This is a genomic window from Stanieria cyanosphaera PCC 7437 (genome assembly GCF_000317575.1).
In the GTDB taxonomy this organism is placed as follows: Bacteria; Cyanobacteriota; Cyanobacteriia; order Cyanobacteriales; family Xenococcaceae; genus Stanieria; species Stanieria cyanosphaera.
The window spans coordinates 3078668-3092680 of sequence record NC_019748.1 but is presented as its reverse complement, the minus strand read 5'-3'; the positions used below and the strand labels follow the sequence as shown (position 1 = coordinate 3092680).

14 protein-coding genes are annotated in these 14013 nt (G+C 37.6%); 7 read left to right on the top strand and 7 right to left on the bottom strand.

Going from position 1 to position 14013, the window contains the following annotated elements; all coding sequences use genetic code 11:
• Positions 1–3: 3 nt before the first annotated feature.
• Entirely contained in the window at positions 4–783 is a 780-nt protein-coding gene (locus STA7437_RS13295; protein ID WP_015193909.1) for an ABC transporter permease, read from the top strand.
• Positions 784–815: 32 nt separating this feature from the next.
• Here STA7437_RS13295 and STA7437_RS13290 read toward each other — a convergent pair whose 3' ends face one another.
• The 7 genes from STA7437_RS13290 to petB all read right to left on the bottom strand — a co-directional run bounded on the left by STA7437_RS13290 (position 816) and on the right by petB (position 7640).
• The gene (locus STA7437_RS13290) at positions 816–1166 is read right to left on the bottom strand and encodes a translation initiation factor (RefSeq protein WP_015193908.1); all 351 of its coding nucleotides are present in this window, start codon (positions 1164–1166) and stop codon (positions 816–818) included.
• Between the two features lie 92 nt (positions 1167–1258).
• Positions 1259–1954, bottom strand: coding sequence for a ribulose-phosphate 3-epimerase (gene rpe / locus STA7437_RS13285; RefSeq protein WP_015193907.1), 696 nt, complete (start codon positions 1952–1954; stop codon positions 1259–1261).
• Between the two features lie 173 nt (positions 1955–2127).
• The gene (locus STA7437_RS13280) at positions 2128–2808 is read right to left on the bottom strand and encodes a uracil-DNA glycosylase family protein (protein WP_015193906.1); all 681 of its coding nucleotides are present in this window, start codon (positions 2806–2808) and stop codon (positions 2128–2130) included.
• Positions 2809–3132: 324 nt separating this feature from the next.
• Positions 3133–4272, bottom strand: a complete 1140-nt coding sequence (locus STA7437_RS13275; RefSeq protein WP_015193905.1) for a geranylgeranyl reductase family protein — start codon at positions 4270–4272, stop codon at positions 3133–3135.
• 213 nt (positions 4273–4485) lie between these two features.
• Entirely contained in the window at positions 4486–6108 is a 1623-nt protein-coding gene (prfC, locus tag STA7437_RS13270) for a peptide chain release factor 3 (protein ID WP_015193904.1), read from the bottom strand.
• 219 nt (positions 6109–6327) lie between these two features.
• Positions 6328–6810: a cytochrome b6-f complex subunit IV gene (petD, locus tag STA7437_RS13265; RefSeq protein ID WP_015193903.1), complete on the bottom strand. Its 483-nt coding sequence runs from the start codon at positions 6808–6810 to the stop codon at positions 6328–6330.
• Between the two features lie 161 nt (positions 6811–6971).
• Positions 6972–7640 (bottom strand): cytochrome b6, encoded by a 669-nt coding sequence (gene petB, locus STA7437_RS13260; RefSeq protein ID WP_015193902.1) that lies wholly within the window; start codon positions 7638–7640, stop codon positions 6972–6974.
• Positions 7641–8048: 408 nt separating this feature from the next.
• Between petB and ctpA the strand changes: the two genes are divergently transcribed.
• From ctpA to STA7437_RS13230, 6 genes are all read left to right on the top strand, one after another.
• Complete coding sequence (gene ctpA / locus STA7437_RS13255; protein WP_015193901.1) at positions 8049–9284, top strand: carboxyl-terminal processing protease CtpA; 1236 nt, start codon at positions 8049–8051, stop codon at positions 9282–9284.
• 143 nt (positions 9285–9427) lie between these two features.
• Positions 9428–10402, top strand: a complete 975-nt coding sequence (locus STA7437_RS13250) for a helix-turn-helix transcriptional regulator (protein ID WP_015193900.1) — start codon at positions 9428–9430, stop codon at positions 10400–10402.
• Between the two features lie 17 nt (positions 10403–10419).
• Entirely contained in the window at positions 10420–10725 is a 306-nt protein-coding gene (locus STA7437_RS13245; protein WP_015193899.1) for a nucleotidyltransferase family protein, read from the top strand.
• The gene (locus STA7437_RS13240) at positions 10712–11062 is read left to right on the top strand and encodes a HepT-like ribonuclease domain-containing protein (RefSeq protein WP_015193898.1); all 351 of its coding nucleotides are present in this window, start codon (positions 10712–10714) and stop codon (positions 11060–11062) included. Before STA7437_RS13245 ends, STA7437_RS13240 begins: the two co-directional genes overlap by 14 nt.
• Before the next feature lie 3 nt (positions 11063–11065).
• On the top strand, positions 11066–11728 hold the full coding sequence (gene cas6, locus STA7437_RS13235; RefSeq protein WP_015193897.1) for a type I-MYXAN CRISPR-associated protein Cas6/Cmx6: 663 nt from the start codon (positions 11066–11068) through the stop codon (positions 11726–11728).
• Positions 11728–14010, top strand: coding sequence for a CRISPR-associated helicase/endonuclease Cas3 (locus tag STA7437_RS13230; protein WP_015193896.1), 2283 nt, complete (start codon positions 11728–11730; stop codon positions 14008–14010). Before cas6 ends, STA7437_RS13230 begins: the two co-directional genes overlap by 1 nt.
• Positions 14011–14013: the final 3 nt, after the last annotated feature.

Here is a 14013-nt window from a genome sequence, read left to right as displayed (position 1 = left end):
GTTATGAGATATTGGCGAGTTTTATGGTTGTTTTGGACTACCTCAATTGCCACAGAATTAGAATATCGGCTTAATTTCGCGATCGCAACTTTTACTAGTATTGCTAATCTAATCGGTAGTATTTTTGGATTATTTTTATTCTATCGGACTGGCTATACTTTTCAAGGCTGGAGTTGGCAAGAAGCACTAATTGTTTTAGGAGTGTTTACTTTATTACAAGGTTTTTCTAATACTTTTTTAGTTCCCAATCTCAATCGAATTGTCGAACAAATTGAACAAGGAACATTAGACTTCGTACTACTAAAACCTATTAGTAGTCAATTCTGGTTATCGACTAGAATGGTTTCTCCTTGGGGATTTCCTGATTTATTTTTTGGAGTTATTTTAATTGTTTATGCAGGGATACAAATTAATTTAAATTGGCAAGATTATTTTATTAGTTTGATACCCATTTTATTTGGTGTAATTATTTTATATAGCCTTTGGTTTATTTTGGGAGCAACTAGTATTTGGTTTGTCAAAATTTATAATGTAACTGAAGTTTTGAGAGGTTTATTAGAAGCAGGAAGGTATCCAATGGTTGCTTATCCTGCTATTTATCGTTTCTTTTTTACCTTTATTGTACCCGTAGCTTTTTTAACCACCGTTCCTGCTGAAGCTATGCTTGGCCGTAGCGAGTTGACTTGGTTTTTTGGTGCTGGTATTCTTGCCATTATCTTAGTAATAATTTCCATCTTTTTCTGGCAATTCGCTTTACGTTATTACACCAGTGCTTCAAGTTAATTTTAATTAGAAAAGTAAATTAAATAACTTATTTAACCACCACTAACTTTAGCTTTATATCCCAACTGACTAAGAATTTGTAATAGCTTTTGTTTGTGGTCGCCTTGAATCTCAATTGTATTATCTTTGATTGTTCCGCCAGTACCACATTGAGTTTTTAATTTTTTGAGTAATTGAGTTAAAGACTCTTGATTGTGTTGAAAACCAGAGATTACGCTAACAGTTTTACCCTTTTTTCCTGCCCTTGTTACCTGAATTCTGATATTTTGTTGCTGAGGAGGTAAATTAGGAACACCTTTTTCCAAAGCATCACTGTTAGTTTGATTACCAAACTCACGATACACAGTAGTATCCTTGCTAGTAGATTTACGTTTAGAAGACATCAATTTATCCCATGATTAAATAAAAAAAACCGAAGTCTAAGTAGACCACGGTCTTAATCTTATTGTAAATATTTTTAGCTTTAAAACACTAGCTATACAGTAGCTAATTCTGGTTCAGGACGCTTACTGTTGCGAATACCTTCAATTGCTTCAGCATAACTAGGAGCTTTAAATACCGCAGAACCTGCTACGATCGCATTAGCACCAGCTTCTAATACTTGCCAAGTATTACTAGGTTTAAGTCCACCATCGACTTCGATCCAAGGATTTAATCCTCTTTCATCACACATTTGACGCAATTTGCTGATTTTGGGAACTACTTCGGGGATAAAACTTTGACCACCAAAACCAGGGTTAACACTCATGATCAGAATTAGATCGCAGACGGGAAGAACGTATTCAATTAATTCTAAAGGTGTAGAGGGGTTAAGTACTACTCCCGCTTGCTTACCTAATTCACGAATTTGACACAAAGTACGGTGTAAATGAGGAGAAGCATTATGTTCTGCGTGAACAGAAATAAGATCAGCCCCAGCTTTAGCAAAATCTTCGACGTACTTTTCTGGTTCAACAATCATTAAGTGAACATCGAGAGGTTTTTTAGTATAGGGGCGAATGGCATCAACAATCAGAGGACCAATGGTAATGTTAGGAACAAATCTACCATCCATAACATCAACGTGAATCCAATCAGCACCAGCTTCGTCTACTTTAGTAATCTCTTCTCCTAAACGACTAAAATCAGCCGATAAAATCGATGGTGCTACTACTATTTTGTTATTGGTCATAATTTCATTCCCTCTCTGCAAGGTCCTCTTTTGTATCAATTTTAACAAAAATTTTAGATTTTTCTGGTTAACATATCCAGCTTTTATTTGGTTGATTTTAACAACAAAATTCAATATTTAATCATCAGAATTAATTAATATTGATATTTGCTCACATAATCAGAATGTTTAATTTAAAAATCAATTTGAGTCAGCCTCTGCTGAAGCATTTGCGGAAACTTAGCGTAATAGGTTTTATTTAAAGGAGAAGGATGAGGTAAAGGCAGTAAATGAATGATTTTTTGATATTCCATGCCCAAATCATCCGTTGCCTTCAGATTAACGGCTAATTTAGTTTCATAACGTCGTTCTTTATCCAGAAAAAAATTATTAACTTCCCCTTTTTCACCGTAGGGAGCAAACCATTTAAAAGCCTCTGTACCAAGTGTGATAATTTGATGTCCTTGCCAATGAATTACTAACAGACGTTCAATAAAAGGACGAAATCTTTCTTTAACCTTAGTTGAATAAGCCTTATTTTCAGGCGGTTTATAGGGAACAGTATTAGTTAGTAAAATGCGATCGCAAACTGTTTGTAACTCTTGATCTGAAGCTGCCGACTGCTGATGAATTGCTTGATAGAAACCTTGCCTGACTAGTTTTCCTGCTGCACCAATCAGAGGTTGACGGGCATGAACTTCATCTCTACCAAGATCACGCCCAAAAAAACACAAAGGACTTTGTAAATTCCCTGCATAAAGCACAGGATAGGTAGGTTCTAAACGAGCAGATTTATAAACTGGGATATCAATGGGAAATTCTTCTTTTTGAGCTTCTTGTTGAACTTGGCTAATTAAAGTTTGAATATCAGACATTATTTCTCGTCAAGATGAGGAAGTAGGAATATTTTAAATTGATCTGTATTCCAGCAAGAAAACCCTCAGTTTTACTGAAGGTTTAGGGGGTACAAACACTTGGGGTTACCTCCAAGCGACAGCACGGACATCCGACGAAACGTCGCCCTCCAGGAAGCACGCAGGTAAACTAATTCTACCTGTCTTGTCCTCCCCTTATGAATTGCTGGGCAGGGTTTTGAGATAATTACGAATAACTTCACTCATAATATATTGTTTTGACGGAGTCTAATACTCATCTTTCGAGGAAACAATTGTCATGATTCTGGGAATTATTACAATTAATTAACCACGAAATCCAGGAATAAAACTAGCTTTTAGTTTTTTAGTAGCCTGTTCAGTTACGTCAGAATAACGCAATTCACCACAAAGAATTTTACCCATTAATTGAGCAGCAGAGGGACGTTTGACTCCTACTTTATAAGCAATTTTGGGGAACTGATAAAATAGACCAGCAAGGCGTTGAGCCAAAACCAGATCTGTACCCCATTCTTTGTTAATGGTTTCAGTATACCTCGCCAAAGCATCCGAATTTCCCGCCAGAGCATTAGCAACTGCTTCGGCTGCTTTCATACCTGTAAAGATAGCAGGGCGAATACCTTCTCCAATTAAAGGATCGACAATTCCTGCTGCTTCTCCTGTAATAACGGCGCGATTGGTGTGGAGAGGTTGATTTTCTTTCCACACGTTTAAATTGTATTCGGTATACTTACTATTGTTTAAATCTAAACCAAACTTACTAGCGTAATTAGTTAGTTGTTTTTTGAGTTCATCTGGTTTTCCTTTATTGTTGCGCACATAAGCTCCGCTAAAGGAGTAACCATTATCTTTGGGAAAACACCACATAAAACCGTTTTTAAGCGAACCAAAGTCAAAATAAGCTAAATCCTGACGACGTTCTGATACTTCTGCTTCTACTTCTAAACTAGCTGCCAAGACTTTTTGTTGCTCGCCAAAACCTAACCAACTAGTCATTGGTCCATTAACTCCATCGGCTGCAATTAGATAAGTACTTTCAAAAACACCATTATTAGTACTTACTTGCCAGTTATCACCTTGAGATTTTATGCCATTGACTTCAGTATTATCTTTTAACTGAACTCCTTGTTCAATTGCTTTTTGCATTAAAAAGTTATCAAATTCATCTCGTCTTACCATCCACATGGGAGTAACATCTTTGAGTTCTACTTCCATCGGATCGTCTAATTGCCAGGTATATTTGACTTTAGAGACAGTATTTTTAATAACGGGTGCAAAATCGAAATCAAACCAATTAGCAACTGCGGGAGATACACCTCCGCCACAAGGTTTGTAACGAGGAAAAGAAGATTTTTCTAGGACTAATACCGAATGCCCTTTTTTTGCCAAGTGATAAGCTGCTGTAGCTCCGGCAGGTCCAGCACCAACGATAATGCAGTCAAACATAGATTTTAGAAATTCAAAAACAAAAAAGCTCGAACTTCAGCATACTTTAAAACAAGTTAATTTTTTGTAAACTTTAAATTAAAAATGAGTTATTTGTGTTAAACAAATTACAATTTTTGGTTTTTACAGTTATAAAATTAAAGTAATTAACGCCTAGCGATAACTAGTTTCTAGGCGTAAGATGCTTAAGAATTACTAGTAAATTTTTAAGATTTAATCTGGTTGAATTCCTGAACCTACAGGAGCAGTAGAATTAAGTTTTAATTCTGGATGGTCTTCTTTAATTTGTTGTAAGTTCCATTCGTTTTTAAATAACAGTACAGGTCTGCCAAAACTGTCTTTAACTACTAGAGTATTAAATAATCTGCCTGCTTTTTCTAAAGCTGTCCAACCGGCAGCTACCCAACGAGCAACACTATAGGGTAAAGGTTCTAGAGTAGTTTCAACATTGTATTCGTTTTGTAAGCGGAATTGAACTACTTCAAATTGAAGTTGACCTACAGCAGCAAGAATAGGGTCACGTTTAAAGTCATCGGTAGAATACATTACCTGAATTGCTCCTTCTTCTTGTAATTCGGTAATGCCTTTTTGAAATTGTTTGAACTTGGAAGGATTAGGATTTTTGAGATAGGCGAAGATTTCAGGAGAAAAATAAGGTATGCCTTCGTATTCGAGCTTTTGACCATTATAAATGGTATCACCGATCGCGAATACTCCAGGATTATTTAAGCCAATTACATCTCCTGGATAAGCTACTTCAAGGGATTCTCTGCCTTGAGCAAAAAGTTTTTGGGGACGAGATAGACGAACAATTTTTCCTGTACGAGCGTGTTTGACTGTCATGTCTTTCTCAAATTTTCCCGTACACACTCGAATAAAAGCTACTCGATCACGATGTTTGGGATCCATGTTGGCTTGTAACTTAAAGACAAATCCTGTAAATTCTGAATAAGTTGGTTCGATTGTTCCGACTGAAGATTTTCTTCCTTCTGGTTTGAGAGCGTATTCTAAAAAAGAGTTGAGGAATAATTGCACGCCAAAATTAGTCATGGCACTACCAAAGAAAACGGGAGTCATTTTCCCTGCATGAACTTTTTCGAGGTCAAACTCAGAACCAATTTCGTTGAGAATTTCTAATTCTTCTTTGAGTTGATAGTATAAATCCTGTTCTAAAAATTCTTCAATTTTAGGATCGCCTAGATCGATTACTGTCTCTCCTGCTGTTTGAGAACCATGAGCGCGCCGTTCAAATAAATGGATTTGTTGTTGACGACGATCAAACACTCCTTTAAAGCGATCGCCCATACCGATAGGCCAATTGACTGGGTAAGTTTGTAATCCTAATTCTTGTTCAATTTCATCGAGTAATTCTAAACCTTCTCGTCCAGGACGGTCTAACTTATTCACAAAAGTGAAAATAGGAAGCGATCGCATTTGACAAACTTCAAATAATTTGCGTGTTTGCGGTTCTAACCCTTTAGCAGCATCAATCAACATCACTGCATTATCGGCAGCAGCTAAAGTGCGATAGGTATCTTCACTAAAATCCTGGTGTCCGGGAGTATCAAGGAGGTTAATTTGAAAGTCTTTGTAGAGAAACTGCAACACTGTCGAGGTAATCGAAATACCTCTTTGTTGTTCCATTTCCATCCAGTCTGAAGTAGCCTTACGCTGCGCCCGTCGTGCTTTAACAGCCCCTGCTTCATGAATTGCACCTCCGTAAAGCAACAATTTTTCTGTCAGGGTTGTTTTGCCCGCGTCTGGGTGAGAAATAATAGCAAAGTTACGACGGCTATTTACAGCTTGTTCTATTTCAGTTTGAATTTCTACGGACATTCAAAGTTTGGTTTACGGAAGTTTGCAAAATTATTATATCTTGCTTGCTTAAGAGACTGTTTGTAAAAAGAAAATATTTGGTTGATTTTGTTTTTGTCAATCTTCTCATAAAAAAACAAAAAACGCCTGCGATCGCTTTTATCTCATTCCAATTCCAAGAAACAAAATAAAAGTATTCGCAAGCGTTCCCAATTCAAATGAAATTTGCTGATAAAAAAATTAGAACAAGCCTAAAGTTAAAGACTTGTCGATTGGGAAAGTAGCACCAATTCCGAGCCAAAGAGTTACTATAGTACCAAACAAGAATACAGTAGTAGCTACAGGACGACGAAAAGGATTTTGGAACTTGTTAACGTTTTCAATGAAAGGAATTAAGATTAAACCTAAAGGTACTGCTGCTTGACAAGCGATACCCAAAAGTTTGTTAGGCAGAATGCGTAGAATTTGGAAAACGGGATAAAGATACCATTCAGGTAAAATTTCTAAAGGAGTCGCAAAAGGATCTGCTGGTTCACCGATCAAAGCAGGATCGAGTACAGACAAACCTACTATTAATGCTCCTGTACCCAAAATAACTACAGGGAAGATGTATAACAAATCGTTAGGCCAAGCAGGTTCACCATAATAGTTGTGACCCATGCCTTTAGCCAACTTAGCGCGTAATACGGGATCGCTCAAGTCTGGTTTTTTTAATGTCGACATTATTTTCTCCTTCAATCTAACTAGAATCAGCAGGTGATATTACCAGAATAATTGCTGTTGCTGATTAGAAATTGTGAACTGCTTATCTCAATTGTTGTTAATTGTCCTTCAATAATTTAAGACGACAAGCAGAAACGCCCGTCGTCGAGTTAAGAATTAATTTACAAAGGACCAGAAATACCTTGTTTACGGATCATTAAGAAGTGTAGCAACATAAACACTGCCATCAACCAAGGCAAAACAAAAGTATGCAAGCTGTAGAAACGAGTTAAAGTTGCTTGACCAACGCTTGCACCACCGCGTAACAGTTCAACCATTTGATCTCCCACAACGGGAATAGCAGCAGGTACACCAGAAACGATTTTGACTGCCCAGTAACCTACTTGGTCCCAAGGAAGAGAGTAACCAGTAACGCCAAAAGTAACAGTAATTACTGCCATAATTACGCCAGCAATCCAAGTTAATTCGCGGGGTTTTTTAAACCCACCAGTTAGATAGACGCGGAAAACATGAAGAATCATCATTAATACCATCATGCTAGCCGACCAGCGATGGACAGAACGAATGAGCCAACCAAAGTTAACTTCGTTCATGATGTATTCAACTGAAGCAAAAGCGTCAGTAACAGTAGGTTTATAATAAAAAGTCATGCAAAATCCAGTCGCAAACTGGATTAAGAAACAAACTAAAGTAATTCCACCTAAGCAATAAAAAATGTTGACATGAGGAGGAACGTATTTACTGGTAACGTCGTCCGAAAGTGCCTGAACTTCGAGACGTTCGTCAAACCATTGATAAACTTTTGAATCAGTTACTTGTTTAGAAAACATGAAGCCAAAAATTAGCTAAAAATAGTTATGGATAGGTTTACCTTATTTAAGGACATTTCATAGAGAGCAATGTCTTGTCCTTTTTTCTTAACCTTCAGCTAGACAAGTGTCAGAGTTGAGTGGTTAATTTAGGCGCACTAGATTGGATTTTTTTGGTGCTTACCCGCCTAGTAAAAGATACTGGTGGGGATGATTCCTTTAAAAAATGTAACATAGCTTTAAGCTATGGTGTTGCTAGCTAAGTGTAGATTTTACTATCTTTGCTGGTACAACTTATCACTTGCCAAGCAAAACCTTGTTTTATTTAAATCGTATTTATTTTTACTTCTACGATCATTTGTAACAATTAGTAAAATAAAGTCTAAATTAAACTAATAACAAACAAAAAAAGAATTTACGAACTATCTCATGCTCAAGAAATTTTTTTGGGTTACTCTTTTGAGTGTCCTGTGGACAGCATCTTCTTTAGTTTGGTTTACTCCTGAAGCAGCAGCTTTTACCGAAGAACAAAAATTGTTACTGCAATCGTGGCGAATTGTCAATCAATCTTATGTTGATGAAACTTTCAATCATCAAAATTGGTGGTATTTAAGGCAAAAGTTGATTAAAAAACCGCTTCAAAACCGCGAGCAAACTTATAATGCGATTGACGAAATGCTAGCCAGCTTAGACGATCCTTTTACTCGTCTACTTAGACCAGAACAATATCATAGTTTACAGGTAAATACTTCTGGAGAGTTATCTGGAGTAGGATTACAAATCAATGTAGACTCAGAAACAGGATTAATTGAGGTAGTTACACCTTTAGCAGGTTCTCCTGCCGAAGCAGCAGGAATCAAACCCAAAGATCATATTTTAGAAATTGATGGAGTGAGTACTACTACTCTGAGTTTAGATGAAGCAGCAGCAAAAATGCGGGGAAAAATTGGGACTCAAGTTTCTCTCAAAATTCAATCACCAGATACTGACGAGCATAAAATTATTAATTTAATTCGCGATCGCATTGCTCTTAATCCTGTATATTATACTCTTGATACTACTCACGAGTTGCCTATTGGTTACGTTCGTCTCAATCAATTTAGTGCCAATGCTGCTCAAGAAATTGCTCGTGGTATCAATCAATTAGAGCAACAAGGAGCGCAAGCTTATATTTTAGATTTAAGAAACAATCCTGGCGGTTTATTACAAGCTGGAGTTGAAATTGCTCGTTTGTGGCTAGAAAATCAGACGATTGTTTACACTGTTAATCGTCAAGGCACTCTAGGAAGTTTTGAATCTAATGGCAAAGCTCTTACTGAAGATCCGCTAATTGTTTTAGTTAATCAAGGCACAGCTAGTGCTAGTGAAATTTTAGCAGGTGCATTACAAGATAATGGTAGAGCTTTATTGGTAGGAGAAAAAACTTTTGGTAAAGGATTAATTCAATCTTTGTTTGAATTACCTGATGGTGCTGGTTTGGCAGTAACTGTAGCTAAGTACGAAACTCCTAGTCATAGAGATATTAATAAATTAGGTATTACACCAGACCAAACAGTTAATCAAGAACCAATTAATTATAGTCAAATTGGTACAGATGTGGATGTGCAATATCAAACCGCAGTTAAATTATTGACTAGTGAGACAGTAATTGCTAATGCTAGCTAAATTTTTATTTTGAGTATGAAGAATAAAGTTAATGATTTTAAAAAAAAGAGTAAGATAAATAAATTTTGATTTCAGGGTGGAAGCGTTTTTGCCAGGTAGTTTGTTTATGATGGACGAACTTTGTCATCTTGCTTCTTTGCCCTGTGTCCCGTCATCTAGAAAGGTTACTTCAAATTGATGCTTTGCTTCGTTCTGGCATTCGTCAGACCCATCGCAGTCTGGCAGTCGCCACAGAAGTTAGCGATCGCACTATTCGTAACGATCTGGCTTTTTTACGCGATCGTTTATTAGCTCCACTCGAATATCAAAAAGAAAGGGGATGGCACTATAGCGACCAGAACTGGCGATTACCCAGTATTTCTCTATCTCAGGGAGAATTATTTGCCCTGACTTTAGGAGCGAGGATGCTAGAAGCCTATGCTGGCAGTGCTTATGTCGAAGAATTGCGTTCAGCGATCGCTCGTTTGAGTGAGCGTTTACCTGAAGCAACTTGGATAGATTTACAACAAGTAGCCGACGAAAGAATATTATTTCGCGCTGGAGCATCCATTAACCTCGACCCTGAAATCTGGCACGATTTAGAACGAGCTTGCAAGAAGTCAAAATCGGTTTGGATGGAATATTTTACTGCCAGTCGTAATGCACCGAGCGAGCGTAAACTCGATCCCTATTTACTGCATATCTATCGAGGAACTAATCCCTATGTAATTGGCTACTGCCATAAAAGACACGAGATGCGCTGGTTTCGCATTGACCGAATTCGGAGTCTAAAGGTATTAGACGAAAAGTTTATTCAAGACCCAAATTTTGATGCTAGGGGTCATCTATCCATGATCTTTCAGCACGAGGTTGGTGGAGTTCCCCAACTTGTAGAAATTTGGTTCGATAGGGTTACTGCTCCCTTTATTCGCGAACGACGCTGGCATCCATCTCAAGAATTATCAGAACACGGTGACGGTTCGTTGACTTTGCAGATGTATGTTAGCGGTTTGAACGATATCAAGCGATGGGTGTTGGGTTACGGCAAAGGTGCAGTTGTTAAAAATCCCCCTGAATTGGTGGAGATGGTGCAGAGAGAAATAGAAGCGATGAATTGTAATTATTTAGCAAACGATTGATTAAGGTGTTTTTAAACATGAGTCAACAAGTAAAAATTAATATTCCTCAAAAGCAGTTAGATGAATTTTGCCAACGTAATCACATTGTCAAGTTGGCATTGTTTGGTTCTGTTTTAAGGGATGACTTTAAAGCAGAAAGTGATATTGATGTTTTAGTCGAATTTGAACCAGATCGAATTCCTGGATTAGCTTTTTTCGAGATGGAGGCGGAATTAACTCAGATTTTCGGGCGAAAAGTGGATTTGAATACCCCAGGATTTTTGAGCCCCAAAATTCGCGAAAAAGTACAGCAGGAAGCAGCAGTTCAATATGTCAAATCCTAGAACTCTAGCCAGATTAGAGGATATGCTGCGCTATGCCCAAGAAGCAGTTGACATCACTAAGGGGAAAACTCGTCAGGATTTGGATAATGAGCGTTTGTTAAATCTTGCAGTGGTGCGTCTTCTGGAAATTATTGGAGAAGCTGCTAATAAAATTCCCAGAGAAGAATGTCAAAAATATCCAGAGATTCCCTGGAGTGCAATTGTAAGTATGCGAAATCGTTTAATTCATGCTTATGGAGATATCGATCTAGATATTGTTTGGCAAGTTGTCCAAGACAATTTACCTACTTTAATTGAGCAGTTAAAAGTAATTATTAATAATTTGAAAAGGAGTTAAACAATGAATTTTTTGGAAATTCAATTTGCTTTAAAAGGTAAAACATTACCAGCAGATCATGGTTATTCTCTTTATTCTGCTTTAAAAAATATAGTCTTGGAAAACTCAAGCCAAATAATCCTAGAAGAAGAGAGAACGAGAGATTTTCCACCTGAAGTAATTTTATCTACTATTCCTGGAGTACCAGACCGACAAGGATTAATTTATCTCAATCGTTCGTCTCGTCTGCGACTGAGATGTCCATCAGAACAAGCTTCACAATGGTATCGTCTGTTTCAGAATCAGGTATTGGATATTAGAGGACATTTAATTCGTCTAGTTCAGCCTAGATTGTGTTTACTAGAACCAAGTCAAACCCTAAAAGCCAGATTAGTTACTTTTCACTTAGAAAAATGGGATATACATGATGCACCTGTTTATTTCTTAGAATCTTGCCAAAAATCATTATTAAGTTTGGAAATTAAAGGAAAAGCTTTTATCGATAGCAATTGCGATGGTGACTTGGCTTTGCGATCGCTGAAAATAAAAAACAAAAATGTGATGGGTTTTGGCGTGGTTGTAGAGAACTTGAATGATGAAGATTCACTCAAATTGCAGTGCTATGGTTTGGGCGGTAGAAAGCACTTTGGTTGTGGCTGGTTTTATCCAAGTTCGGAGGTTGCTTAATGAAACAAGCACCTGTTTTAAAGCCAGATTTATTACTAGCCAAATCTTTTGAGCCTGGTAAATGGAAGGGTTCTTATAGTTTAGTGGGGCATACCGCAGACGTGGTTAATGCCGTCTCTACTTTAGTTGATGTATTGGGAGATCGCTTGATTTCTCAATTTGGACTTCAATGTAATTTATCCGAACTAAAGTCAACAGCGTGTTTAGCAGCTTATCTTCATGATTGGGGCAAAGCTAACGAACATTTTCAAGGAGTTGTACGCGCCAATATTAAAGATGCTCATCCAAAAAGATTTTTACCCGATCATCCTCAAATCATTCGTCATGAAGTAGCTTCAGTTTTACTCGCTTGGGAGTTTCGCGAATGGTTAGAACAAGGCGAAGGAGATTTTTTAACAGCTTTAGCAGCAGCAGGAGGGCATCATCTCAAACTGGGGGGGAGAAGTGGAAAATGTACTGATGAATTAGGAGAAATTCGCTTCTCTGGAGACGATCGATTATTTCTTTATGTTCTTGATGTAGTTGATGGTAAACAACAATTCAATCGTCATTTTAAACAATTACTCAAATATGGAATCAAAGCTCTTGGATTGCCTAATAATATTAAATTATCTCAAAAACCCTCACTATCTTGGTCTGTAAAACAGATTAAAGAAAAACGCTTTCAAATTGCTGATTTTTTATCCTTGGAATGGCAACCAGATTCAGTTTTTTTAGCAGTTATTAAATCGCTTTTAATTGCTGGCGACGCTATCGGTTCGGCAATTCCTAATGTGAATGAATCAATATCTATTAAAAACTGGATTACTGAAAACGTCCAAAATACTCTCGATGAAACTAAGCTTCAACGAGTAATTGATGCTCGACTCGACGCTCATCAGTTAAGACCATTTCAAATTCAGTTAGCTCAAAGTAAAACAAGGGTAACTCTAGCAAGAGCAGGATGTGGCACGGGAAAGACATTAGGAGCTTACAATTGGGCAAAATCCTTCGCTATTGGCAGAAAACTTATTTTCTGTTATCCCACCACAGGTACTAGCACCGAAGGTTTTCTTGATTACGTTCACGATCAACTTGACTCAGTTTTGCTACATTCTCGTGCCGATGTGGATTTAGCAATGGCGACTACAGGAGAAGAAGAGGAAGCAGGAGAAGGAAACAACGAATCTGCAATCAAACTAGAGTCTTTTAAAGCCTGGGGAAAAGAATCGATTGTCTGTACGGTCGATACAGTTCTCGGACTACTTCAATGTAACCGCAGACCAATGTATTGTTTTCCTGCGATCGCGAACGCTGCTTTTGTTTTTGATGAGGTTCACTGTTACGATGACCGCCTATTCGGTGCATTACTGAGATTTTTAGAGGTGTTTAAAGCCCCAATCTTACTGATGTCTGCTTCATTCTTACCCTGGCAAAAAGAAGCAATTACCAAAGCTGTAGGCGAACCGATTGAAATTATTTCTGGTTCAAAAGAAATTGAAGCACAACCCCGTTATAGATTCAATTATGAAGCACAACCCGATTGGTCAATAGTAGAACATGAACTATCCACAGGCGGTAAGGTGTTGTGGGTTTGCAATCAGGTAAATACTGCCATTGATGTTTACAAAGATGCCAAAGCTAGAAGATTAAACGCCGTACTGTATCACAGTCGCTATCGCTATCAAGACAGGGTTCAACATCACCGTGATGTAGTAGATGGTTTTAAACAAGACGAGCCGATTTTAGCGATCGCAACTCAAGTAGCAGAAATGTCTCTCGATCTTTCAGCAACGCTTCTAGTTTCGCAAATTGCCGATCCAGCAGGTCTAATTCAGCGTTTGGGAAGGTTAAACCGTCGTTATTGTGGTCATGCTTTAGATGCTCTATTTTATCCCGATGACAAAGTTGGTTTTCCTTATAGTAAAGAAGAACTAGAAAATGGCTTGAGACTAATTCAGTCTTTTGAAGACGAAGTTTGTCAGAGAGATTTAGCCCAATGGTTAGAAGATTCTGATACTTTTGGTCAACCAGACACCAAATCAGTTTTATTAGACGGTAATTGGCGTACTTATCCTACATCTTTGGGAAAAGAAGGTTTTAACATCACGGTATTGCTAGAACAAGATTTAGCGACCATTAAATCCTTACCTGCTAAAGAAATTCCCCGTTATACCATTCCAATTCCTGCTAAAAATTATCAGAAATGGCAAAAACACAAGTTTTATCCCATTGCACCTACAGAAATATGGAGCTATTCCCCAGAATTAGGTGCTTATGAACTTAAAAGTCGTGAAAATTAGTCA